This is a genomic window from Tumebacillus flagellatus (assembly GCF_000714935.1).
Lineage (GTDB): Bacteria > Bacillota > Bacilli > Tumebacillales > Tumebacillaceae > Tumebacillus > Tumebacillus flagellatus.
Window position 1 is genome coordinate 36,782 of record NZ_JMIR01000022.1, and the last position, 24,643, is coordinate 61,424.

Consider the following 24,643-nt stretch of genomic DNA (forward strand, 5'->3'; position numbering starts at 1 on the left):
GGGTTGTTTGAAGTTCATGAGAGCATTTTTCTTTTTTCCACTTGAAGAATGGATTGTACGGCTGCCGCGTACTCAGGAAATTCACCCTGATCATTAGGGGTATCACAAGCCTGAAGATAGGCGTCAATGTCTGCGATCGTCAGGTCTTCGAGATACAAAATCGGCTCCCAAGCTACACGACGCAATGCGTTGAGCTTCTCGCTGTCCAATCCTAATTGAAAAATCGTCTCCCGCGCTTTAGGTACAAGTTCGGAATCTTCGCAGGGGAGAATTTTTCCGTCGTAGGTGTACACAAAGTGAGCTGCACAGTTTTCGTGTAAGGGGGAGACAAACAAGGCCTCGTCGTGCCAATTGTGCTTGTTATGCCCGCAATGGACTTTTTTGTTCTCCCCTTCGCAAGATGCGACGATGTTGTGGTAGTCAACACTCTCCTCGGGCGTACAGTGTTGCTGCGGTTTTAGATGCTCGATGTGGGTGTTTCTTGCGTCGATACGCATCCCGCAGTAACAACAGATCTTGCCTTGTTCTTCGATCAACGATTGTTTGACTTGGTTTTTGAGGGGGTTTTGGAGGTCGTCATAGTTAGCGGCGCGTCCATCGTTCCAACTTGGGAAATCAGTCTTCCAGTCCACAAATTCTTGGGGTTCCGTCCGTTTTTGGATATATTTCATCTTCCCAAGCTCCGTTTTCGGCGGATTAAGACATCTGCTTTTACGAGTTCCGGTTCGTCGTGCCCGACTTGGTCCACAAGACCTTGATGGAGGGTTTTCACTTGCTCCCATTGCTCCTCCACAATCGCTTGAAACAGTTCACTGATTTGTTGTTTGATAGCTCGATTGCGTAACGAACTGTCGAAGGCATCTTCCAAGATGCGGTTGCTGTCTTTGCCAAAAAAGCTCGGCAGCGGCGTTACCGTCACGCCTTCTTCCACTACTTCGAGTTTGAGGATGTTCATATCTTTCACTTCCCCTAATACTTGAGGGGAGTGCGTGCTGATGATAAATTGGACGTTCGGGAAGGTGGTTCGCAATCTCGGGATGACTTCTCGTTGCCATTCAGGATGCAAATGCAACTCGATTTCGTCGATGAGACAAACCCCTTCGCCAAGCAATGGGTTTGGTAAGCTTGGATTTGCCAGAGCCAACCGTCTTGCCAGATCACCAATCATGGCAAACAAGCACTTCTCGCCGTCGGATAATTGGTTGACTTCGAGTGTTTGACCGGCTTTGTCGATTGCGAGTTGCAGTGGATTTCGTATCACTCTGAGGTTGTGAAACCCAGGGAGGAAAGATTCGATCGCAGTACGTACGGCGTGTAATTGGATATCTTGGTACTCGAGTTGCTTGGTTTGGACTTTTGTTTCGTTTTCAAGGTCTTCACGGTATCGATACCATTCGAAGAAGACACGGAAGTCTGTACCGCTGGTAAGTGAGTTATCGTAAGTAGACAGTTGGCTGAATTGCCTCTTTTCATTTAGGTCAAGCGGAGTGTCTTCTACGGCTCGATTAACCGAGTAAGAAACGACGATTGGTAAATTATACTCTCCCTGCTTTAAATGACGAAGTATTTCATGCCCAAGTTTGATCGAAATAGAATTTTGGCGTGTCTTGAGAACATGAATTTTGCAAATGGTATCCCAACTATACTCTGTATTGGAGTGTTCCACTTCCACATCCACACTCGCTACATCGGCTCCCAAACGCACGTCCTTTACTTCTATACCGCGTAAGGTTGCATGGGTTAGATGTCTAACCATACGTGATAAAACTGCCGAAGTTGCTTCTAAAACACTAGACTTTCCTGCCCCGTTCTCGCCAAACAGAACTACGCTCTCTCCATTCAACTGCAACTCTAAATCCCGAAATCTACGATAGTTTTTGATATGTAATCTTGTGATTTTCACGGCTGTCACTCCCGCATCAATACTACTAGTAGTAGTATAGTATCAAAAAAGGGAGCATAAAATGGCAATTTTGCGCATTTATGCTCCCTTTTTCATATTTGGTGGAGGCGAGGGGAGTCGAACCCCTGTCCGAAGACCTCGCTACATGAGCTTCTACGAGTGTAGTCGTCTCTATTGGGTTGTCGTATCGGGGACGCGGAGCGACACGCTTCCCTTCAACCAGCCCGTTACAGTTTCATCGGAGGGCCACGGACGATCCCTTCGACTATCCCGCTAAAGTGACGTTCAACCCGCTACGCGAGAGACAGAGAGCTGAACGGATTCACAGACTAAGCTGCGAACGCGAAAGAGTTGTTGAAAGATTGTTTCTTAGCGTTTACTTTAGGTTCGCGTTTTTAACGTGGCCTCGCAACCCCACGACTCGCTACTAACATGCTCGAACAATCCCCGTCGAATCCAAAAACGCCCCCATGTAAGAGAAGCGGTACACCCTTAGTATACCACAACATCCGCTCGAAAAGCGGTGGTACTTCCTAGTACTTCTGCCTCTCACGCAACGCCCGCTGAATGTCCCGTTGCGCGTCCTTCTTCGCCAAGTCTTGCCGCTTGTCGTAGTTCTTCTTGCCCTTCGCCAAGCCCAACAACACTTTCGCGTAGCCGTTGCGCACGTAGATCTTGAGCGGCACCAACGCGTAGCCCTTCTCCTTCATCTGACCAAACAACTTGTCGATCTGTCCGCGATGCAACAACAACTTGCGCGTGCGCGTCGGGTCGACGTTGAACCGGTTGCCTTGCTCAAACGGCGAGATGTGCATGTTCGACAGCCACGCTTCTCCATTCGAGATCCGCGCGAAACTGTCCTTGAGGTTCGCTTTGCCCTGGCGCACCGACTTGATCTCCGTGCCCGTCAAGACAATCCCCGCCTCGATCGTGTCTTCAATAAAATAGTCATGATTCGCTTTGCGGTTCTGGGCCAATACTTTCGGTTCTTCCGCCTTGGTCGCCATAGGGTCTGCACCTCCTCTTGTTCCAAATATCATACACTGACACGTACCTCTAGTCAACCCAAGAGAAGGAAAAAATGCCCGCGTTTAGCGAGCATTTCTTCTCTTCTTGTTGCGTTTGGCCTTCGCAATCACTTGTTTGAGATCGCCCAATTCCTTCGGCGTGCGTCCGCCGTTGCCAGCCCCGGCATTGCTGCCTGCGGCACCTGCGGCACCTGCGGCACCTGCGGCACCTGCGGCACCTGCGGCACCTGCGCCGCCAGCACCACCGCCGCCTTTGCGTTTTTGCGAAGCAGCCGGTTTCGCCGTTTCGCTGCGCTTCTTCCCGAAGGTTTGACGCTTTTCTTTCTTCTGCTTGACCTTCTGCTCGTTCTCCATCGTGCGGCGACGCTCGTGGTCCTTGGCGTTGCGCAACAGTTGGAAGTCGATCGTGCGGTCCAGTTTGTTCGCGCCCATGCACTTCACGCGCACCGGGTCGCCGATGCGGTACACTTTGCCCGAACGCTCTCCGACGAGGCAGTATTGCTTCTCGTTGAAGTTGTAGTAGTCGTCGTCCATGTAGGAGACGTGGATCATGCCTTCAATCGAGTTGTCGAGCTCCACGAACATCCCGAACGAAGTGACGCCGCTGACGATGCCGTCGAACACTTCGCCGACTTTGTCGAGCATGAACTCCACTTTCTTGATGTCGTCCGTCTCGCGCTCGGCATCGACCGCCACACGCTCGCGCTCGGAAGTATGGCGTCCCACTTCCGGCATGATCGCCGCCAGTCGCTCATGGCGCTCTTCGGTCAGTTTGCCGCCGTTGTTGATCACGTCGCGGATGATGCGATGAATCTGCAAGTCCGGATAACGGCGGATCGGCGAAGTGAAGTGCGAGTAGTACGTCGCCGCCAACCCGAAGTGCCCGACCGGGTCATACGAGTACTTCGCTTGCTTCAAGGAACGCAGCAGCACGGTGTTGATGATCCGCTCCTCCGGCTCGCCCTTGACTTTCTCCAACAGCTCTTGCAGCGCCTTCGGATGCACGCTCTTGCCGTTGCCGATCTTCAGGTGGTACCCGAAGTTGTGCACGAACTCGTTGAAGCCTTGCAGACGCTCCGAATCCGGCTCTTCGTGAATCCGGTACAGGAACGGCACTTGCAGCCAGTAGAAGTGCTCGGAGACGGTTTCGTTCGCCGCCAGCATGAATTCCTCGATGATCTTCTCGGCGACGGTGTGCTCGCGCTTCTTGATGTCCACGACTTTGCCGGTTTCGCGGTCGACGATGACCTTCGTCTCTTGGAAGTCAAAGTCGATCGCCCCGCGGTCGAAACGACGATGGCGGAGTTTCATCGCCAGCTCTTCCATGTCCTTGAACATCGGAATCAGCTTCTCGTAGCGCTTCAACAGCTCTTCGTCCGCTTCCCCGGAGAGCAGTTTGTAGACGTTGTTGTACGTCATGCGCTCCGTGGTCTTGATCACCGACGTGAAGATGTCATGGCGCACCAGCTCCAACGACGGCGAGAATTCCATCTCGCAACTCATCGTCAAACGGTCCACCTGCGGGTTCAACGAGCAGATGCCGTTGGAAAGACGGTGCGGCAGCATCGGAATGACGCGGTCGACGAGGTAGACGGAAGTCCCGCGCTTGTACGCTTCTTGGTCGAGCGGAGAGCCCTCCGTAACGTAGTACGACACGTCCGCGATGTGAACGCCGAGCAACCAGTTGCCGTTGTCGAGCTTCTTGACATGCACCGCGTCGTCCAAGTCCTTCGCATCTTCGCCGTCGATGGTGACGATCACTTCGTCGCGCAAGTCGCGGCGACCGACGAGGTCGCGCTCGGTGATGAGATCCGGAATGTCGTTGGCCGCTTCCAGCACTTCTTGCGGGAATTCTTCCGGCAGGCCGTATTTGCGGATGACGGAGAGGATGTCGACACCCGGATCGTCCGGGTTGCCGAGAATCTCCAACACGCGGCCTTGCGGATTGCGCCAGCCCTCGGGATAGGCGATGATCTCGACGACGACTTTCTGCCCTTCTTGGACGCCGGCGAAGTCCTCTTCCGCGAGGAAGATGTCTTGGCCCAGTCGCTTGTCGTCCGGTGAGACGAACGCGTACCGCTTGGTCATCGTGGTGATGGTGCCGACGACCGTTTTGGTCGCGCGCTCCAAGATGCGGATGATCTCGCCCTCTTGGCGAGGGCCGTTGCCTTTGCGGTTGACGCGGGCGATGACCCGGTCGCCGTGCATCGCGCCGTTCATATCCCCCGCCGCGATAAACACGTCCTTATCCCACTTCACCGGATCTTCCGGAATCACGAAGCCGAAGCCCCGCGATTTGCCCTGCATGCGGCCGACGACGAGGTTCATTTTTTCCGGAACCCCGTATGCGGCGCTGCGGGTTTGGACGACTTTGCCGTCCTCCTCCATGATGTTGAGGAGTTGAAGCAGCGATTCGGTTTCTTCTTCGGATTGCAAGTCGAAGTACGCTTCCATCTCTTCCGCGTTCATCGGCTTATATTCAAGACCGCGCATCAAATCGAGGATGTGTTGTTCTGTTAGCACGCTGGTCCCCCCTTTTGCGTTTTGCTCTAGTATCTCCTGCAAATCGAATGCTAAACAAAAGGGGGCATGTTTCCATAAAATGCCCCTTGTCCCAAGTATACCATGCCTCTCTACTTATGTATGCAAAAAGGGGTTATTGCGCCCCGATGAAGCCGACAACTTCCGCCATCACTTGTTCCGATTCGCAATCCACGCAGATCATATGACGGGACTGCGGGTACAACCGCAACTCCTTGGTCTGACTCCGCGCCAATTCGTAGATGTACGTCGCGCTGCGCGCTTCCACGAGGTCGTCAAGCTCCCCCTGCACGACCAACAGAGGCATCTCGATCTCCTCCACCAACGGCTTCACGGTCTGCACGAGGCGGCGGAAATGCACCAGCGCGCGCACAGGCGTGCTTTTGACTTTGGCGAGATAGCGCTGCACGTCTTCGTCCCGTGCGCCGCCGGTGTTGCGCATCGATTTCTGAATCGCTTCGGCGATCGTCTTGAACAGCTGCTTCGGGTTGATCGTGTAAATCGGCGTCGAGAGCAGAGTCAGCGAACGGATGCGGTCGCGGTACTTGTTGGCGAGATACGTTGCGATCAGGCCGCCCATCGAAAACCCCACGAGGTGCACCTGCTGATGTTCTTTCAAGAGCGCCGTCAATTCCTTCTCCGCGCTGTGAATCCAATCCAGCCACGAGACGCGCTCCAGCTCCATGCGCGACCCGCCGTGCCCTGCCAGCGTCGGCATCACGACCGTATGTCCCGCGTCGCGCAGGCGGTCTCCCAATTGCCCGAGGTCGGACGGCGCCCCGGTAAAGCCGTGGATGAGCAGACAAACTCCCATCGAAGTCTCAGCCTCCTGTTTTGAAAAAAGCTATGAAAAAAAGTACCGCCTCTGCCCATGAGATAGGAACGAGAACGGTACTCGATTTGTCAAAAAGGAAACGACTACTGGTGCGTAACCAACCAAGCGACCCACAAGGTGAGGCCGATGAACGCGATGGCAAGACCTGCGGTAAAACGAGCCAGAACCGCGTCAAAGCCGCGAGCTTTACGCCCGATCATCTGTTCAGCGCCGCCGGAGATCGCCCCCGACAGACCGGCAGTCTTACTCGATTGAAGCAGAACGACCAAGATCAAAGCGATCGCCACGATGACCAACAAGACTTTAGCAAACGTCAACATCTAACTTACTCACCTCCAAGGTGCGGAAGAGCCACACATGTACCCGTCTATTGTAACATATGCCCATCTGCTGTACAAGAATCGACCGACATTTAAAAAACTCCCCAAGCCGTGACCGGGGGAGTTTTTTCGAAAGGTTGAACTTACTTCTTGAGGTTGTAGAACGACTCGCGGCCGCCGAACTTCGCGGTGTAGTCCAGTTGGTCTTCGATGCGCAGCAGTTGGTTGTACTTCGCCACGCGGTCGGTACGGGACGGTGCGCCGGTTTTGATTTGGCCGGCGTTGGTCGCCACGGCGATGTCGGCGATCGTCACGTCTTCGGATTCACCGGAACGGTGCGAGATGACAGCGGTGTAGCCTGCGCGCTTCGCCATTTCAATCGCGTCGAACGTTTCGGTCAAGGTACCGATTTGGTTGACTTTGACGAGGATGGAGTTGCCGACGCCCTTCTCGATGCCGTCCGCCAGACGGGTGGTGTTGGTGACGAACAGGTCGTCGCCGACGAGTTGGACTTTGCCGCCGAGACGCTCGGTCAGCAGCTTCCAGCCGTCCCAGTCGTCTTCCGCGAGGCCGTCTTCGATGGAGATGATCGGGTACTTGGAGACGAGCTCTTCGTAGAGAGCGACCATTTCCTCGGAGGTTTTGACAACGCCTTCGCCTTCGAGGTTGTATTTGCCGTCTTGGTACACTTCGGTGGACGCGACGTCGAGGGCGAGCATGACGTCGGTGCCCGGCGTGTAACCCGCTTTTTCAATCGCGGAGACGATCAGTTTCAGCGCGTCTTCGTTGGACGCGAGATTCGGTGCGAAGCCGCCTTCGTCGCCGACTGCGGTGTTCAGCCCTTGGGATTTCAGGACGGACTTCAGGGAGTGGAAGATCTCCGCGCCCATGCGCAGCGCTTCACGGAAGGATTCCGCGCCGACCGGCATGACCATGAACTCTTGGAAGTCGACGGTGTTGTCCGCGTGCTTGCCGCCGTTCAAGATGTTCATCATCGGAACCGGCAGGGTTTTCGCGTTGAAGCCGCCGAGGTAGGTGTACAGCGGCAGGCCGAGGTAGCTCGCGGCTGCTTGCGCGACCGCAATCGAGATGCCGAGGATCGCATTGGCGCCGTACTTGCCTTTGTTGTCGGTGCCGTCGAGTTCGATCATATACTTGTCGATGCCGACTTGGTCAAGCGCGTCCATGCCGATGATTTCCGGCGCGAGGTGCTCGTTGACGTTTTCAACCGCTTTGAGCACGCCTTTGCCGAGGTAGCGGGACTTGTCTTCGTCGCGCAGTTCAACCGCTTCGTACGCGCCGGTGGATGCGCCGGACGGAACGATCGCGCGGCCGAGGGTGCCGTCTTCGAGTTCAACTTCCACCTCAACGGTCGGGTTGCCGCGGGAATCGAGAACTTCACGTGCACGGATGTCGTAAATGATAGACATGTATGAAACACTCCTATCTCTTCTATAGAGTATGTTTTTCTCTAGTTCCTGAACGTTATTGAATCAGGGTCTTGCCGGTCATTTCCTTCGGTTGTTGCACTTGCAGCAAGTGCAGAATCGTCGGCGCGAGATCTGCCAGCACGCCGCCGTCGCGGAGGCTTGCACCCTCTTGCGTGAGGATCAGCGGCACCGGATTCGTCGTGTGCGTGGTGCACGGCTCGCCGTTTGGCATGATCATCATGTCCGCGTTGCCGTGGTCCGCCGTGATCAGCGCGACACCGCCGACAGAGAGGATTTTCTCCACGACTTGGCCGAGGCATTCATCGACCGTTTCCACCGCTTTGATCGTCGCTTCCAGCGACCCGGTGTGACCGACCATGTCCGGATTCGCGAAATTCAAGACGATGAAGTCGAGATGACCTTCTTCGATCTTGGCGACGCACGCGTCGGCGATGCCGTGCGCGCTCATCTCCGGTTGCAGGTCGTACGTCGCGACTTTCGGCGACGGGATCAACACGCGCTCTTCGCCGTCAAACTCCGCTTCCCGACCGCCGGAGAAAAAGTACGTGACGTGCGGGAATTTTTCCGTTTCGGCGATGCGCAGTTGCTTCAAGCCGTTTTGCGTCAACACTTCGCCCAGCGTGTTGTCGAGGTTGGTCGGCTTGTACGCGACGAACCCGCCGACCGACTCCGAGAAGCGGGTCAGCGTGACATAGTACAGGTCTTTCGGGAATTTCGGGCCGCGGTCGAAGCCGCGGAAGTCTTCGTTGGTGAAGACTTGCGAAATCTGGATGGCGCGGTCCGGGCGGAAGTTGAACATGATGATCGCGTCGTTGTCTTGGATCAGACCGACCGGCGTTCCGTCTTCGTGCGTGATGACAGTCGGCAGGACGAATTCGTCGGTGACGGACGCGTGATACGAGTCTTTGAGCGCTTGGATCGGGTCGGTCGATTTCGGACCGTCTCCGTAGACCATCGCGCGGTACGCTTTCTCCGTGCGCTCCCAGCGCTTGTCGCGGTCCATCGCGTAGTAGCGGCCTTGGACGGTGGCGATCTTGCCGACGCCAAGCTCCGTCATTTTCGCCTGCAGGTCCTCAATGTAGGCGGTCGCCGTGCCCGGCACGACGTCGCGGCCGTCGAGGAACGCGTGGACGTAGACGTTGGGAAACTTTTGATCGTGACACAACTCCAACAGCGCCATCAAATGGTTGATGTGGCTGTGCACGCCGCCGTTCGAGACGAGGCCGTAGAGGTGCAGGTGCGTGCCTTTTTCCTTGCAGTGGTTGATCGCGTTGAGGAACGTTTCGTTGTGAAAAAACTCCCCTTCGCGAATCGATTTGGAGATGCGGGTCAACTCTTGGTAGACGACGCGGCCCGCGCCGATGTTGGTGTGTCCGACTTCCGAGTTGCCCATCTGCCCTTCCGGCAGGCCGACCGCTTCGCCCGATGCTTCGAGGTGGGTGGTCGGATAGGTGTTCCAGTAGCGGTCAAAGTTCGGTTTTTTCGAGAGAAAAACGGCATTGCCCGTCGTCTCTTCGCGGCAGCCGAAGCCGTCGAGGATGATCAGCGCGACCGGTTTTGGACGTGTCATGATGGAACCTCCTTAGAGAGCGTTGCGAACGAGGCTGGCGAATGTTCCCGGATCAAGCGATGCACCGCCGACCAGTGCGCCGTCGATGTCCGATTGCGCCATCAGTTCCGCGATGTTGTCAGGTTTTACAGAGCCGCCGTATTGGATGCGGACGAGGTTGGCTTTGTCTTGGCCGTACATGTCGGAGAGCACCGAGCGGATGTGCGTGCAAACGGCGTTTGCGTCTTGCGCCGTCGCCGTCATGCCCGTGCCGATCGCCCAGATCGGTTCGTACGCGACGACCGAGCGCGCGACGTCGTCTGCGGAAACCGCGTTGAACGCGGCGCGGACTTGCGACTCCACGAGCGTGTTCGTCACGCCCTGGTTGCGTTGGTCGAGATCTTCGCCGACGCAGACGATCGGGAGCAGGCCGTGCTTGAGCGCTTGCTGAACTTTCGCGTTGACCGACTCGTCCGTTTCGCCGAAGTATTGACGGCGTTCGGAGTGGCCGATGATCACGTACTTCGCGCCGGCGTCCTTCAGCATGATCGCAGACGTTTCGCCGGTGTACGCGCCCTCTTCCGCTTGGTGCACGTTTTGCGCGCCCAGTTGAATCGGGGTGCCTTGCGCTTGATTGTGCACCGCGTAGAGCGCCGTCGCCGGGGCGCAGATGACGACGTCCGCTTGGCTTTGGTTCGGAATGTCGGCGAGCAGTCCGTCGAGATGCTCGACGTAGGAAAGGGCTTGGGAGACCGTCTTGAACATCTTCCAGTTGCCCGCGAGAATCGGTTTGCGCATTGGGGGTTGCCCTCCTCTGGTTCTCCGCTTATTTGTCTTACTTATTTATCTTGCAAGGCGACCACGCCCGGAAGCGCTTTGCCTTCGAGGAATTCAAGCGACGCGCCGCCGCCGGTGGAGATGTGGGTCATTTTTTCCGCGAGGCCGGATTTCTCGACGGCTGCGACCGAATCGCCGCCGCCGACGATCGTGGTGCCGGTGTTCTTGGCGACCGCTTCCGCCACCGCGTTGGTGCCCTTGGCAAACGCCTCCATTTCGAACACGCCCATCGGGCCGTTCCAGATCACGGTGTTGGAGCGGGCGATGACGAGTCCGAACGTCTTGATCGATTTCGGACCGATATCCAGCGCCATCCAGCCCTCCGGCACGCCTTCGTGCTCGGCGTCGATCACTTTGTGCTCGGCGTCTGCTTTGAAAGCGGACGCGACGACGAGGTCTTCCGGCAGGAAGATCATCACGCCTTCCTTCTCCGCGCGGTCGAGCAGTTCTTTGGCGAGCGGAACTTTGTCTTCCTCGACGAGCGAGCCGCCGAGGTTATAGCCCATCGCTTTGAGGAACGTGTTCGCCATGCCTCCGCCGATGATCAACTGGTCGACTTTGGTCAGCAGGTTCTCAAGAACGGTGATCTTATCGGAAACTTTCGCGCCGCCGATGATCGCCGTAAACGGTCGGTTCGGGTCGTCGAGCGCACGGCCCATGATGTCGATTTCCTTCTCCATCAAGAAGCCTGCCACCGCCGGAATGTGGTCGGCGATGCCTGCCGTCGAAGCGTGCGCGCGATGCGCCGTGCCAAACGCGTCATTGACAAACACGTCGGCGAGCGACGCGAACGCTTTGGCGAGCTCCGGGTCGTTTTTCTCTTCGCCTTTGTGGAAGCGGACGTTTTCCAAAAGCAGCACGTCGCCGTCTTGGAGCAGGTTGACGCGCTCTTGGACGGCCGGACCGATCGAGTCGGACGTTTTTTCCACGTTTTTGCCGAGCAATTCGGAGAGGCGAACCGCCACCGGATCGAGGCTGTACTTCGCGTTGACTTCGCCCTTCGGGCGGCCGAGGTGAGACGCGAGGATGACGCGCGCGCCGTTGTCGATCAAGAAGCGGATCGTCGGCAGCGCGGCGACGATGCGGGTGTCGTCGGTGATCGCGCCGTTTTCAAGCGGCACGTTGAAGTCGCAGCGGACAAATACTTTTTTGCCGCGGACGTCGAGGTCTTGGACGGTTTTTTTGTTCACAGGGTCGTACCTCCGGTATGTATGAGAATGACTTCCGATCATAGCAAAGGAGGAGAATGAACCTGATATCCATCCTCCTCACATGCAATTCGTTTTGATTTTACCAAATGTTTCTCTGTGTGGAAACAGAATTCGGTCAATCTGTCATACTCTTTTCAGTTGTACGGGCAATTATGTTATACTTACAGACCTTTTTGCTCCATGAACGCGCAGAGGTCGACGACGCGGTTGGAGTAGCCCCACTCGTTGTCATACCAGGAAACGACTTTGATCATCGTGCCTTCGAGCACCATCGTGGAGAGGCCGTCGATGGTCGAGGAGTTCGGGTTGCCGTTGTAGTCGATGGAGACGAGCGGCTTGTCGGAGTAGCCGAGGATGCCCTTGAGCGGACCTTCCGCAGCTTCCTTCAGGAACGCGTTGACTTCTTCGGCGGTGGTTGCTTTTTCAACTTCGACGTTGAGGTCGACGACGGAGACGTTCGGGGTCGGGACGCGCATTGCGAAGCCGTTCAGCTTTCCTTTGAGCTCCGGCAGAACGAGCGAGACGGCTTTCGCTGCACCGGTCGAGGTCGGGATGATCGAGAGCGCGGCTGCACGGGAACGACGGAGGTCTTTGTGCGGCAGGTCGAGGATCATCTGGTCGTTGGTGTAGGAGTGAACGGTGGTCATCAGGCCGTGTTTGATGCCGAATTTCTCGTGCAGCACTTTCGCGAACGGCGCGAGGCAGTTCGTGGTGCAAGAGGCGTTGGAGATGATGTTGTGGTTTTGCGGGTCGTACTTGTCTTCGTTGACGCCCATGACGACGGTGATGTCTTCGTTGGAAGCCGGTGCGGAGATGATGACTTTCTTCGCGCCGCCGCCTTCGATGTGCGCTTTTGCTTTGTTGGCGTCGGTGAAGCGGCCGGTCGACTCGATGACGATGTCGACGCCGAGCTGTGCCCACGGAAGTTGTGCCGGGTCTTTTTCCGCGAGTACTTGAACCGCTTTGCCGTTGACGAGCAGGGTGTTGCCTTCCGCGACGACTTCGCCTTCGAATTCGCCGTGTACGGAGTCGTATTGAAGCAGGTGCGCGAGGGTCGCCGCGTCGGTCAGGTCGTTGACTGCGACCACTTCGACATCGGTGCGGCCGAATGCTGCGCGGAATACGTTGCGGCCGATCCGGCCAAATCCGTTGATACCTACTTTAATCGTCATGAGAAATCTCCTCCTTGGGTTCTCCTATCAAGTGCGTTCTTCTCGTCTGCTTTCTAATATGGCATCCGCCACCGCTTCGTCTGTCACTAAGACATGCAAGGGACAGCCGTGCGCGACGGCAGAGATTGCTTCTGCCTTGGACTTGCCTCCCGCGACGGCGACGATCTGTTCGATGTGCTTGAGATCGGATACTCGAAGCCCCACCGTGTTCATCGCGTGAACAATGTTGCCGCTGCGGTCAAAATAGTACCCGAACGCTTCTGCAATCGCCCCCTGCCCGGCCAATTGTTCGATCTTGGCGGGAGGCAGTTTGCGCCGTTTTGCCATGGGGATAGCTTGCCCGATCCCATGAACAACCATCCGAGCGCTGCGGATGCGTTGCAGAGTGTCTTGAACGTGCGGCTCCGAGATGAACGTTTGCAACGCCTCGTCGCCCAACAGGTCCGGGGCGTGCAACATGCGGTACGTACCGCCCAACTTCGTCGCGAGTTTCGAGGCGATGGTGTTCGCTTGAAACTCCATGTTCTCGCCGATGCCGCCGCGTGCCGGAAGCACTTCCACACCCAATTGGGTGCGCGGCATCTGCTCAGCCACCGTGGCGACGGTCGTTCCGCCGGTCACGGCGAGGATGTCGCCGCTCTTCAAAATTCCGCGGACATAATCGGCTGCGGAGTGACCGAGCGCTTTGATCACCAACGGATCGTGGTCGGCGTCGCCGGGGACGATCCGCACCTGCTGCAAGCCGAGCTTGTCAGCGAGACGGCGTTCCTTCAAGCCTAAGCCCTCGATCTCGCGGATCACGTCGGCGAGGTCGTCGAGCAAGGACTTGCCGCTTTCGGTCAAGTGCATGCCGACCGTTTCGATGGTCAACAAGCCCTGTTCTTTCAAAAAATCCACTTCGGCGCGCAGGATTCGTTCCGTTGTCTGCAACTGCTGGGCCAAAGCCCTCCGACCGATCGGTTGTGTAAGAAAAAGGTGGTGCAAGATGCGGTAGCGCTTCTTCATCGTGGTGAGTAGATCGGGGACCAGCAGTTGCTGGAGCGCCAGCAGTTCATTTGGCAACTGGAAGTTCCTCCTCTCGTGGGTCAAATAATGTCCCGCATATGCATATTATGTCCCGCTTGCTCCGAAAAAAGTGCAGACACTTCGTCTGCTCATTTTTACTATATCCAACTCAGAGGAAATCTGCAACCCTCCGCTGTGAATTGGAGAGATTCTATTCCAGATTCTAGTCATCGTAGCGTTTGCGTTGCGAAGAGGACGGAAGCCCTTCTTCTTCGCGGTATTTGGCGACCGTGCGGCGGGCGATCTCGATGCCCTGCGCCTGCAAGAGGTCGGTGAGTTTTTGGTCGGAGAGCGGTTTCTTGGGATCTTCGCCGGAGATCAAGCGGCGGATTTCCGCTTTGATGCTTTCGGCGGCCGCGCCGTCTCCCGTCGAAGTCTGCACGCCGGAGTTGAAAAAATACTTCAACTCAAACACGCCCCGCGGCGTCTGCGCATACTTGCCCGTGGTCGCGCGCGAGACCGTCGATTCATGCAGTCCGACTTGGTCGGCGACCTGACGCAAGGTAAGCGGTTTCATATTCGAAATGCCTCCGTCGAAAAAACCGCGCTGCATCTCCACGATCGCTTGCGTGACATTGTAGATCGTCTGCCGGCGCTGTTCAAGCGACTTCATCAGCCAGAGCGCCCCGTTGAGTTTGCCGTTGATGTAATCGCGGGTTTCTTTGTGCGACGGGTCTTGGGTGCTCAACATGCTGCGGTAGAACTCGTTGATGTGGAGTTTGGGCAAGGCTTTTTCGTTGACGACGACCACGTAGTCGCGGCCGACTTTTTCCACGAAGACGTCGGGGATGATGTAATGCGGCGTTTCGGTGGAGTACATCCGGCCCGGTTTCGGGTCGAGGGTTTTCAGCAGGTCGACCATGCGCTGCACCTCGGCAGGCGTGACGCCGAGCGTGGAAGCGACGCGGGTGATGCGTCCCTGGGCGACGTCTTCGAGACAGTGATCGATCAGCGGGTAGATCGCGGACGGGATTTTTTCCTGTTTGGAACGTCCCTTGCGTTCGGTGCGTTCCGCAAGTTCCGCCAATTGCAGGCGGAGGCATTCTCCGAGGTTGCGGGCTCCAACGCCGGTCGGTTCAAACGTCTGGATAGTTTTCAGCACGGCTTCCACGCGCTCCAGTTTGGTTTTTAGCTGGGTCGCGCATTCCGGCACGCCGAGCGTCAGGTAGCCGTTGTCGTCGATGTTTCCGATCAAGTAACGCCCGATGCGCAGCTCTTCGGGAGAGAGTTTTTGCAGGCGCAGTTGGTTGCTCAAGTGGTCGTGCAACGACTGGCTCTGGCGGACGGTGGCGGCGGGGTCCCACTCGTCTCGATCGCGGTCGCGGGACTCCACGGCGGGAGCACCTGCGACGCGGGACGACGAATCGCGTTGCATCCGCGCGAGTTCCGACCAGTCTACGCGCTGTTCGGACTCGATCACCGGGTTGACGGCGAGTTCGCCTTCGAGGTATTCCAGCAGCTCCAGCGATGAAAATTGCAAGACCGTAATCGCTTGGCGCAACTCCGGCGTCATGACCAAGCGCTGTGATTGTTCTTGCCACAAGCCGTACCCCATCTGCATCTCGCGTGTCCCCCCTTTTGAACGCCCCTTGGGACGTGTCGGTTCCGTTTTTTGCTCATGAAAAAAAGCGTCGTCACTGAACAGTGTAGCAGAACGACGCTGATTTTGCGACGGCGCGGGGAGTGGCAAAGAACGGGTTTTAGGCGTAGAGAACGTGCACGCCGCCGCTCTCGTCGAGCAGGGCGAAGCGCACGTCGCGCAGGTCGTAAATTTGCAGTTGGGAGAGCGTTTCGCGCAGCCAAGGTTCGTTGAGTCCGGCTTTCATGAGGTTTTCGTAGCACATCTTGCCCGCTTGGATCAGCGGAAGGGATGTGGGTTTTTGTGCGTTCATGGGTGCGTACCTCCTTATCTTGTTAGCATGTGCTTTGTGGCGGGTAAACATTCAGAGGCATACAACGGCAGGTTGCTAGCATAGGGTGGGGATAGCAAGTGAATTTTTGAAGAGGAGGAGACTGCCTTGCGGATAGGATTCATTGGGACCGGGAGTATGGGAAGCATGTTGATCCGCGCGTTTGTCCAATCCACGCTTTCCTCTGAGATCCAGGTAGTCGCCTGCAATCGCAGCCCGGAAAAATTGGCGCAGCTCCAGACGCGGTACCCGCACTTGCAAGTCTGCGCCACTGCGGAAGAAACCGTTTCGGCGTCGGACGTCGTGTTTCTCTGTGTAAAACCGGGAGATGCCCCCGCTGTGATAAACGGAGTACTGCCTTCTATTCGAGAGGACCACTATTTTGTGTCGATCAATTCGGCGGTGTTGTTGGAGGACATGGAGGCCGTCCTGCCCTGCCGTGTGGCGAAAGTGATTCCTTCCATTACGCAAGTGGCGCTCTCGGGCGTGACGTTGGTGATGCACGGGAGCCGTACGACGCTGCAAGAACGCCATGAGTTGGAGTCGTTGTTGGACGCGATTTCCAAGCCTGTGGTGGTGGAGGAAGCGGATCTGCGCGTGTGTTCCGATTTGAGTTCGTGCGGGCCGGCGTTTTTGGCGGTGCTGTTGCAGGAGTTTGCGATGGCGGCTGTGCGTCAGGGCGGGATTCCGCGCGACTTGGCAGATGCGTTGGTGAAAGAGATGACGCTGGGGCTTGGCAAATTGCTTGCGGAGGAAGGGTTTGAGTTTAGCGACGTGATCCGCAGAGTGTCTGTGCCCGGCGGGATTACGGCGGAAGGGATTAAAGTGTTGCAGCCGTCGATGTCGGGGATTTTTGATCAGTTGCTGGCGACGACGAGGTCGATTGCGCACAGCAAGCACGGGGCGAAAACGCCTGTGATGAAGGTGGAATTGACGGAGTATGAGGATTAGGCGTAGGAAAAAAAGGAGCTGGTGCCCGGTTGGGTGCCAGCTTTTTTTGATGGAGTTATGCGCGATGGAAAAAGGTTCACCTGTGCGGGCGAACTCTCTCCGGGGGCAATTCATTTTCGGTGGACGTTACTTGTTGTTGCGGTTGTTGTACGCCCAGTGGTTCGTCGGGCCGTGGCCTGCCCCGAGGCCGAGGGTGTCTCGGATGGCGCAGGTGATGAATTCCTTGGCGATGGCGACCGCTTCGCGGATCGGCGTGCCCTTGGCGAGTTCGGCGGTGATCGCCGCTGAAAACGTGCAGCCGGTGCCGTGCGTGTGTTTGGTTTCATGACGCGGCGAGACGAACTGCTCGAAGGTTTCGCCGTCGAACAGAATGTCAAGCGCATCGCCTTCGAGGTGACCGCCCTTGACGACGACGAACTTCGGGCCGAAGTCGTGAATGCGGCGGGCCGCTTCCTTCATGTCGTCGACCGTTTTGATTTCACGGTTGATGAGGACTTCCGCTTCCGGCAGGTTCGGCGTGACGACGGTGGCGAGCGGAAGCAGGTGGTCGATCAGCGCTTGCTGAGAGGAGTCTTCGAGCAGTTTCGCTCCGCCCTTGGCGACCATGACCGGGTCGATGACGAGGTTCGGGATGTTGTGCTGTTTGATCTTGCGGGCGACGGCTTCGATGATCGGGACTTGCGAGAGCATGCCGGTTTTCACCGCGTCAATCCCGATGTCGGTGGCGACGGCGTCGATCTGCTGCTCGATCGCTTCGATGGGCAAATTGTAGATGCCGTGAACGCCGAGCGTGTTTTGAGCGGTGACCGCGGTGAGAGCGCTCATACCGAAGACGTTGAGGACGGTGAACGTTTTGAGATCGGCTTGGATGCCGGCGCCTCCGCCGGAATCGCTGCCTGCTATGGTTAACGCCCGCGGAACGCGGGTTTTGGCTTGTTCGGTTGCGTTTGCTGCCTGTGCTTCCATGTTGGTTCCCCTCTCTGTGGAATGCTACGGTTATTGTAACAGAATGTGGGGAGTTGCAAAATGTCCCGGTATCGTGTAATATAGCAATTGTTCCTCCGAGGAACGCACACAACTGGATATGCACACGTGCCCTTAGTGTATCGGATATCACGGTGGCCTCCGGAGCCGCAGAGGCAGGTTCGACTCCTGCAGGGCACGCCAACTGATTAAACACCCTGACGAGATTTGATTTCGTCAGGGTGTTTTTTGTACTGGTATTGAAAAAAGCCGCGCTGGTACGTCAGCGCGGCTTTTACTCTACTCGAACTTAAACCCCTATTTCGCCCCCAGCTTCAACCAACCACCATAAAACCCCTCATCCGTCGGGAAGTACGCTTCCGCAAAACGAATAAACTCCGGGGTGGTAATCTGCTGGTACTGATAGGCGTTCAAGTAATCATGCAGGAAATGCAGGCCCGTTTGCAAAGGGTCGGTCGTGCCGCTGTTGCGCTTGAAGAGGTCCCACATCTCGTACGCCGGTTGCGTGTAGTACGCTTGGAGCATCTGCCCCGGCTTCAACTCCGACAGCGAGATGTTGCTCATCAGCCCGTCCATCCACTTGCGGTTGTACCTCAGGTAGCGGAACGCTTCCTGCTCCGGCACCTTCTCCACCCCGTACATATACAGCGAAGTGGAAAGCTCCGTCATCCCCTCATCCAGCCAGCCCTCATGGAACGAGTCGGACGAAACCGTGAAGTTAAACCACTGGTGCGCAATCTCGTGCGCTACCGTCTCTTTGAAAAACAGCGGGTCGTACGGGTACTGATTCGGATCCGCCGGCACCGTCACGATGCCCGGATACTCCATCCCGCCGTCGTTCGCCATGATGTCCAACTGCTTGTGCGGGTACGGACCGATGTTCTCCCCGTAGAAATGCACCGACTTCGCCGCCACGTCCAAAATCTCTTGCAACGCTTCGTCCTGATCTTCCTCGCTGCGCCCAAACACCCGAATCTGCACGCCGTCCACCGTCCGATCCAACTCTTTGAGCCTCGGCGAGCCGTCGATCTGCGCGTAGATCTCCTTGACGTTGTTCACCGTCAACTGCCCTTTGTTGGTGCCGCGCGGCAAGTCATTCTCCGCCGAAGAGATGAACGAATACCCCTCCGGCAACTCATACGAAACTTTGAAATCGCTGAAGTCCGTGAAGTACGACTCCGACGATGGGTAGTACGGGAACTTGTTCCAGCCCGATTCGTTGTACGTCGCGAGCATCGGGTACCATTCCGCCAGCTTGTACAACTGCTCCTCGTCCACTTTGGCAAACCGATTGCCCGGCTCCGGAAGCGTGAACGTGTAGGTGACGTCCACTTCCGTTTTTTCACCGGGTTTGAGAGCGGTCGGCAACGCAACGTCGAGGGAATCGCCCGTCAGTTTATAGGCCGCGTCCTGACCGCCGGTTTTCAGGGAGTCAATGTTCACCTTGGCGTATTGCAGTCTGTCGTTCAGCGGCTTGCCGTTCTCGTCGAGGATCGGCGTGCCGTCCGGGTTGTTGTATTTCGGGACGAAGTTCCGGTTCTTGAACTCCTCCGTGAACACGTTCGGGATGAAGTAAAAAACGGCATGGTCCCACACATCCGCAGAACGATTCTCCACTTGCACCTTCGCCGTCACTTTGAATTCATGCGCTTCGTTCATCACGAGGTTCAGGTCGTAATTCGCGTGGCTTCCATTCTTCGCCCCTTGAGGTGTAAACGCGGACGGATTGCCAACGATCAAACGTCCCTCCGCTTCGTTCCAGTTCAGATCCTTGCCCAGAAGCTGTTCCACCCAAGACAACGGTATGTAGGTTCGGTCCTCCCGCAACGCGAGCGGTTCCGACAGAGTCACAGTCGTATCCCCGATTTGCACGTTCCGCGAGCCGATCCGCACTTTGAGGGACTTGCCCCCTTCGGTCAGCGTGGCGGTCGCCGTGCCCGCGTCCCATTGGAGTTCCGCCCCCAATTGGTTGGCGAGAACACGCAGCGGTACGGACGCGTCATTTTTTGGCTCGCCGGCAAAGGCAAGGCTCGGTGTTGCCATCGCAGCGATCAAGGTGAAAGCCAGTAGTTGTTTTTTCAGAAAAACCCCTCCTCGCTTACATTTTATAACAAAACAGGAAGAGAAACGAGTCAAAATTCAGCTTCTGTTCAGGTTCCGTTTCTTTTCTGTACAACAACCGGCTCTAGAATGATCCTTGAGGTGATCAACATGAGCGAAATGGTAATTCAAACCCAACAACTGACACGCCGCTACGGCCGACAAGTTTCGGTCGCGGACGTGAACCTGCAAGTTCCCCAAGGCAGCATCTACGGATTTCTCGGCCCCAACGGCGCCGGGAAGACGACGACGATCCGCATGTTGCTGGGCCTGATCCGCCCCACGTCGGGCCGCGTTCGGCTCTTCAACCAAGACCTTGAAAAAAACCGCATCTCCGTCCTCCGGAGGGTCGGCTCTCTCGTCGAATCTCCCTCCTACTACGGACACTTGACCGGAACGGAGAATCTGAAAGTCATCGCGCGACTGCTCGGCGTTTGCGACCAGCACGTGGCGGAAGTGCTGGACTTGGTGCGCTTGACGCAAGCCGCAAACAAGCAAGTCAAAGGCTACTCACTCGGCATGAAGCAACGCCTCGGCATCGCAGCAGCGCTGCTCGGAAGTCCGGACCTGTTGATTCTCGACGAACCGACGAACGGCCTCGACCCCGCGGGCATTCAAGAGATTCGCGAACTGATCCTCGAAATGCCGAAACAGCACGGCATCACCGTCCTCGTCTCCTCCCACTTGCTCAGCGAGATTGAGCAGATGGCGACACAGGTCGGGATCATCAACGAAGGCAAGATGATCTTCCAAGGCCCGATGGACGATCTGCGCAGACAAAGCCGTCCGCAGTTGGTGCTCGAAACCGAACGCCCGCAAGACGTGCGGAATTTCTTGCAAGACCAAGGCTGGTCGGTCACGCTTGAGGACGGCCTGCTCTCGCTCCCGAACGCCGACTTCGAAACGTCCGCAGGCGTGAACCGCGAACTGGTCATGGCGGGCTTCTCCGTGTACCGGATGCGCGAAGTCAAACCGTCGCTCGAAGACATCTTCCTCGATCTCGTCGGAAAGGGAGTGAGCCTCTGATGTGGCGGATTCTCGCATCCGACTCCCTCAAACTGCGCCGCACGTGGATCGTCGCTCTGACACTCCTCACGCCGGTCGGTTTGATGGCGCTGATGACGGCGGCGTATACGGTCAGCTACGATACGCTTGTGAAGCCCGGTCAAGACAACTGGGCGACTCTGATTCAGATCCTGCACGTGTTGACGGTGTTTTCACTGATGCTGGGCTCGGGGATCCTCGCGTCGATTTTTCTCGGGATTGAACACCAAGGGCATACGTGGAAACAGTTGATGGCGCTGCCGATCTCCCGCTTTCAACTCTTGGTGGGGAAGTTTCTGTGGCTGGCCGCGATGCTTGGGATCTCCTCGCTGCTGCTGGCGGTCGGGTATGTGCTGTTCGGCTTGGGATTTGATCTCGGCCCGACACCGTGGAAGATGATTCTGACGGAATGCTTCGCTCCCTGCTTGGCGGTGTTGCCGGTCTTGGCGTTGCAGGTCTGGTTGTCCAGCGTGTTTCACAACCAAGCGCTGCCGGTTCTGCTCAGCGTGGTCGGCATGCTGCTCAGCGGCTCCGCGAGCCTGTTGCCGTCGTGGCTTCCGTGGTCGTACCCGCAATATGCAAGCCCTGTCGGTCACGACCCTAAGCCGTGGTTGTTCGCGCTGCTGGGATTGGGAGTGGCTTGCGCGGTTGTCCTCGCAGGCGCGTCTCACTTCGCCAAGCGCGAAGTGAAGTAGGAGGTGCAGGAAATGTTCTGGAATTCTCTCGTTTCGGAATGGATGAAAGTGCGCAAATCGAGCCTCTGGTTTCTCATCCCCGTCGGCCCGCTGCTCGGCCTCTTGCTCGGCTGGCTCAACGTGCATACGGGGGAAACACACCCTGACGCCCAAGGGCAAGCAGAAGTTCATGACTGGCTGTGGATGTACCCGCAAATGCTCGGCACGTATGCCGTGCTGTTCCTCCCGCTGGTGGCGGGCGTCTATGCATCGCTGTTGTGCCGCTTTGAGCATCTGAACGGCGGCTGGAAACAGCTTCTGGCGCTCCCGGTTTCGCGGAGCACCCTCTATCTGACGAAGCTGGTCTATCTGCTCGGGATGCTGGCGCTCACGCAATTCCTTTGGCTGGCAGGCGTTCTGATTTTTGGACTGTGCCTGCAAGTGGAAGGTTCGATTCCGTGGACAGAACTTGGCAAAAGCGGTTTCAGCGGCTGGCTGACCCTCGTGCCGCTGGCGGCGTTGCAGCTGTGGGTCGCGACGGTCTGGAAAAACTTCGGCCTCCCGTTTGCGCTCAACGTCATCCTCGCGATCCCCGGCATGCTGCTGCTGAACGCGGAAAAGTACAGAGTGTACTACCTGTGGTCGCAGCCGTATCTCGGCATGTCCCCCACGCATGGCGGCATCTTGAACTTGGCGCCGATTTCCTTCTGGCTCGTGCTCGGCGGAAGTTTGGTGCTGGTGGCGGCGGGCTGGACGCATTTCGTCAAGCGCGACGTGCAGCACTAAGTCCGAAGACACCCTCTGGAAAAAAAGTCCTTGCGCGAACAAGGACTTTTTTCCCTGTCTGCGAAAGCTAGTATCTTGAGGTGACCACTGATGAACGATTTGCGTGTGCTGTTGGTCGATGACGAGCAGGCGATTCTCGACCTGTTGCGCATCGTTTTGGAAAAGGAAGGCTACCGCAACCTCCGTCTCGCCGCCACCGGACGGGACGCGATCGAAGTTTGCCGGACGTTTCAACCGGATTTGATCGTGCTCGACGTGATGCTGCCCGATCTGGAAGGGTTTGAAGTGTGCCGCCGGATGCGGGAGTTCACGGACGCGCCGGTGCTTTTTTTGACAGCACGGACGTCCGATCTCGACAAGTTGATGGGGTTTGGCATCGGCGGCGACGATTACATCACCAAGCCGTTTCACCCGCTGGAAGTGGCGGCTCGGGTCAAAGCGCACCTGCGCCGCCACCAACGCGTGCAGGCGGAACCGCAAGCGATGCAGTTTCGCGAGCAGGTATACGACTTCGGCCGCTTTCAAGTGCAGGAAAAAAGCGGCACGCTCGTCGTCGACGGAACCCCCGTGGATTGTCCGGCGCGGGAGTTTCAACTGCTGCTGTATTTCTGCAAACACCCGAATTTCGTGTTCTCCCGCCAGCAGTTGTATGAAGCGATCTGGGGCGAAGACAGCATGGGCGACGACAACACCGTGATGGTGCACGTCCGCCGGTTGCGCGAGAAAATCGAGGAAGACCCCAGCCGCCCGCGCTTGCTGGTGACGATTCGCGGGTTGGGGTATAAATTGGCGGCGATGCCGAACGGGGACTCCCGATGAATCTGAAGACGCGCTTAACGGTGAAGTTCCTGTCTCAAGTGTTCCTGCTGGTGGTGTTGGTGAGTGCGGTTTGGGGCGGGACGATTTTTTGGGTGCAGTATTCGGAGGAAGTCATTCCGCAGCAGAACGAGATGTTTGATGTCCTGAGCGAGTTGGAAAAAACGACAGAGGTGCAAGACGGCCGCGCCACCGTGCCGCCCCAGACGCTGGCGAAATTGGCTCCGCAGAGTTGGGTGCAGGTGCTCTCCGGCGACGGGCGGGAGTTGTTCGCGTATCGCAAACCGTCGAACATCCCCGAACGCATCGGGCCCGGTGAGTTGGCGTTCATGCGGGAGAATCCGCATGAGTACGGGTACGCGCTTCATACGTGGTATAAGGGCTCCGGGGAGAACTCGGTGACGTGGGTTTACGCCCTGCCGTTTGATGCGGAGACGCAACTGTCGATCGGCACGCGGTTTTTGATCTTGGTGTTGGGCGGCAGTTTGTTGCTTGCCGTGTTGGTGGCGTTTCTGTTCGGCCGCCAGTTGGGAGCGCCGTTGCTGCACATGATGAACTGGTTGAAGAACATCGCGTCGGGCGAGCTTCGCGAGCCGGTGGACGCAGACGGAATTGCGCGCAGTCGGAATCCGTCCGGCAATCTGCGCCGGGGGTATCGGCTCTATCGCGACGTGTTGAACACGTTGGAGCGGGTCACGGACGCTTTGCAAGCCAATGAGGAAGAACGCGCCCGCTTGGATCGCACCCGCGAAGAATGGATGGCGGGAGTTTCGCATGATATGAAGACTCCGCTCTCTTCCGTAAAGGGGTACGCGGAGTTGCTCGCCACGGAGCAGTATTCGTGGAGCGAAGCGGAAGTCCGCGAGTTCGGGCACGTGATTTCGGAAAAAGCGAAGCATATGGAACTCCTGCTGGAAGACTTGAATTTGACCTTCCAACTGCGCAACAAAGCGCTTCCGATGGAGCGCCGCCTGGAAGACGTGGTTGAGGTCGCTCGGCAATCGGTGATTCACTTGATCAACCATCCGCAGACGTCGAATCAAGAAGTGGTGTTTGCGTCGGCTGAGCAGCCGTCGATCTTCTACCCGCTCGACCGGGGCTGGTTCTCGCGCGCGCTCGACAACTTGCTGGTCAATGCCGCCAAGCACAACCCGCCCGGCACGCGGATTGAAGTCGAAGTGTTGCGTGCGGAGGACGGCGGGGTGCGGATTCGCATCGCGGACAACGGCGTCGGCATGGATGCACAGACGTTGGAGCACTTGTTCGACCGCTATTACCGCGGGACGAGCACCGCGTCGAAAGAAAGCGCCGGAAGCGGGCTGGGCACGGCGATTGCGAAGCATCTCGTGGAAGCGCATGAAGGGCAGTTGGAGGTACAGAGCACTGTGGGCGCGGGAACGACGATTGTGGTTTCGTTGCCGCCTGTGCCTTCGATCGACATAAAAAAACCGCTGCGGTAGGAGCAG

General features: G+C 57.2%; 22 protein-coding genes, 1 tRNA gene and 1 other RNA gene. 7 read left to right on the forward strand and 17 right to left on the reverse strand.

The window, feature by feature from the left end; all coding sequences use genetic code 11:
• Positions 1–14 precede the first annotated feature (14 nt).
• From EL26_RS14540 to EL26_RS14605, 15 genes are all read right to left on the reverse strand, one after another.
• A complete protein-coding gene (locus EL26_RS14540; protein ID WP_038090311.1) occupies positions 15–671 on the reverse strand; it encodes a retron system putative HNH endonuclease in 657 nt (218 codons plus the stop codon).
• Positions 668–1,903, reverse strand: coding sequence for an AAA family ATPase (locus EL26_RS14545; protein ID WP_038090313.1), 1,236 nt, complete (start codon positions 1,901–1,903; stop codon positions 668–670). The genes EL26_RS14540 and EL26_RS14545 overlap by 4 nt, the downstream gene beginning before the upstream one ends.
• A 99-nt stretch (positions 1,904–2,002) precedes the next feature.
• Positions 2,003–2,373, reverse strand: a transfer-messenger RNA (tmRNA) gene (gene ssrA, locus EL26_RS24625).
• Positions 2,374–2,436: 63 nt separating this feature from the next.
• Positions 2,437–2,910, reverse strand: coding sequence for an SsrA-binding protein SmpB (gene smpB, locus EL26_RS14550; protein ID WP_038090314.1), 474 nt, complete (start codon positions 2,908–2,910; stop codon positions 2,437–2,439).
• 84 nt (positions 2,911–2,994) lie between these two features.
• On the reverse strand, positions 2,995–5,454 hold the full coding sequence (gene rnr, locus EL26_RS14555) for a ribonuclease R (protein WP_052036408.1): 2,460 nt from the start codon (positions 5,452–5,454) through the stop codon (positions 2,995–2,997).
• A gap of 133 nt (positions 5,455–5,587) precedes the next feature.
• Positions 5,588–6,286 (reverse strand): alpha/beta hydrolase, encoded by a 699-nt coding sequence (locus EL26_RS14560; RefSeq protein ID WP_038090316.1) that lies wholly within the window; start codon positions 6,284–6,286, stop codon positions 5,588–5,590.
• 104 nt (positions 6,287–6,390) lie between these two features.
• Positions 6,391–6,627 (reverse strand): preprotein translocase subunit SecG, encoded by a 237-nt coding sequence (gene secG / locus EL26_RS14565; protein WP_038090319.1) that lies wholly within the window; start codon positions 6,625–6,627, stop codon positions 6,391–6,393.
• Between the two features lie 143 nt (positions 6,628–6,770).
• Positions 6,771–8,057 carry a phosphopyruvate hydratase gene (gene eno / locus EL26_RS14570; RefSeq protein ID WP_038090322.1) on the reverse strand — a complete coding sequence of 429 codons (1,287 nt, stop codon included), beginning with the start codon at positions 8,055–8,057 and terminating at the stop codon, positions 6,771–6,773.
• A gap of 55 nt (positions 8,058–8,112) precedes the next feature.
• The gene (gene gpmI, locus EL26_RS14575; protein WP_038090324.1) at positions 8,113–9,648 is read right to left on the reverse strand and encodes a 2,3-bisphosphoglycerate-independent phosphoglycerate mutase; all 1,536 of its coding nucleotides are present in this window, start codon (positions 9,646–9,648) and stop codon (positions 8,113–8,115) included.
• Between the two features lie 12 nt (positions 9,649–9,660).
• Positions 9,661–10,425: a triose-phosphate isomerase gene (tpiA, locus tag EL26_RS14580; RefSeq protein WP_038090327.1), complete on the reverse strand. Its 765-nt coding sequence runs from the start codon at positions 10,423–10,425 to the stop codon at positions 9,661–9,663.
• A 41-nt stretch (positions 10,426–10,466) separates the two neighbouring features.
• A complete protein-coding gene (locus tag EL26_RS14585; protein WP_038090335.1) occupies positions 10,467–11,654 on the reverse strand; it encodes a phosphoglycerate kinase in 1,188 nt (395 codons plus the stop codon).
• A 182-nt stretch (positions 11,655–11,836) separates the two neighbouring features.
• Positions 11,837–12,847, reverse strand: coding sequence for a type I glyceraldehyde-3-phosphate dehydrogenase (gene gap / locus EL26_RS14590; protein ID WP_038090337.1), 1,011 nt, complete (start codon positions 12,845–12,847; stop codon positions 11,837–11,839).
• Positions 12,848–12,874: 27 nt separating this feature from the next.
• A complete protein-coding gene (locus EL26_RS14595) occupies positions 12,875–13,909 on the reverse strand; it encodes a sugar-binding transcriptional regulator (protein ID WP_038090339.1) in 1,035 nt (344 codons plus the stop codon).
• Between the two features lie 166 nt (positions 13,910–14,075).
• On the reverse strand, positions 14,076–15,473 hold the full coding sequence (rpoN, locus tag EL26_RS14600; RefSeq protein WP_038090342.1) for an RNA polymerase factor sigma-54: 1,398 nt from the start codon (positions 15,471–15,473) through the stop codon (positions 14,076–14,078).
• A gap of 139 nt (positions 15,474–15,612) precedes the next feature.
• A complete protein-coding gene (locus tag EL26_RS14605; protein ID WP_038090346.1) occupies positions 15,613–15,804 on the reverse strand; it encodes a YetF domain-containing protein in 192 nt (63 codons plus the stop codon).
• A 126-nt stretch (positions 15,805–15,930) separates the two neighbouring features.
• Between EL26_RS14605 and comER the strand changes: the two genes are divergently transcribed.
• Positions 15,931–16,773 (forward strand): late competence protein ComER, encoded by an 843-nt coding sequence (comER, locus tag EL26_RS14610; protein ID WP_038090348.1) that lies wholly within the window; start codon positions 15,931–15,933, stop codon positions 16,771–16,773.
• A gap of 126 nt (positions 16,774–16,899) precedes the next feature.
• Here comER and thiD read toward each other — a convergent pair whose 3' ends face one another.
• Complete coding sequence (gene thiD, locus EL26_RS14615) at positions 16,900–17,739, reverse strand: bifunctional hydroxymethylpyrimidine kinase/phosphomethylpyrimidine kinase (protein WP_052036410.1); 840 nt, start codon at positions 17,737–17,739, stop codon at positions 16,900–16,902.
• A 126-nt stretch (positions 17,740–17,865) separates the two neighbouring features.
• Between thiD and EL26_RS14620 the strand changes: the two genes are divergently transcribed.
• Positions 17,866–17,940, forward strand: a tRNA-Arg gene (locus EL26_RS14620).
• Between the two features lie 114 nt (positions 17,941–18,054).
• Here EL26_RS14620 and EL26_RS14625 read toward each other — a convergent pair.
• Positions 18,055–19,800, reverse strand: a complete 1,746-nt coding sequence (locus EL26_RS14625; RefSeq protein ID WP_152559275.1) for a stalk domain-containing protein — start codon at positions 19,798–19,800, stop codon at positions 18,055–18,057.
• A 168-nt stretch (positions 19,801–19,968) separates the two neighbouring features.
• Here EL26_RS14625 and EL26_RS14630 point away from each other — a divergent pair, with 168 nt between their 5' ends.
• The 5 genes from EL26_RS14630 (at position 19,969) to EL26_RS14650 (ending at position 24,637) form a co-directional block, all read left to right on the forward strand.
• Positions 19,969–20,883 (forward strand): ABC transporter ATP-binding protein, encoded by a 915-nt coding sequence (locus EL26_RS14630; RefSeq protein WP_038090350.1) that lies wholly within the window; start codon positions 19,969–19,971, stop codon positions 20,881–20,883.
• Positions 20,883–21,596, forward strand: coding sequence for an ABC transporter permease (locus tag EL26_RS14635; RefSeq protein ID WP_052036412.1), 714 nt, complete (start codon positions 20,883–20,885; stop codon positions 21,594–21,596). The genes EL26_RS14630 and EL26_RS14635 overlap by 1 nt, the downstream gene beginning before the upstream one ends.
• A 12-nt stretch (positions 21,597–21,608) precedes the next feature.
• Positions 21,609–22,361, forward strand: a complete 753-nt coding sequence (locus tag EL26_RS14640) for an ABC transporter permease (protein WP_038090361.1) — start codon at positions 21,609–21,611, stop codon at positions 22,359–22,361.
• Between the two features lie 90 nt (positions 22,362–22,451).
• Positions 22,452–23,180: a response regulator transcription factor gene (locus EL26_RS14645; protein WP_038090363.1), complete on the forward strand. Its 729-nt coding sequence runs from the start codon at positions 22,452–22,454 to the stop codon at positions 23,178–23,180.
• Positions 23,177–24,637 carry a sensor histidine kinase gene (locus tag EL26_RS14650; protein WP_052036413.1) on the forward strand — a complete coding sequence of 487 codons (1,461 nt, stop codon included), beginning with the start codon at positions 23,177–23,179 and terminating at the stop codon, positions 24,635–24,637. The genes EL26_RS14645 and EL26_RS14650 overlap by 4 nt, the downstream gene beginning before the upstream one ends.
• Positions 24,638–24,643: the final 6 nt, after the last annotated feature.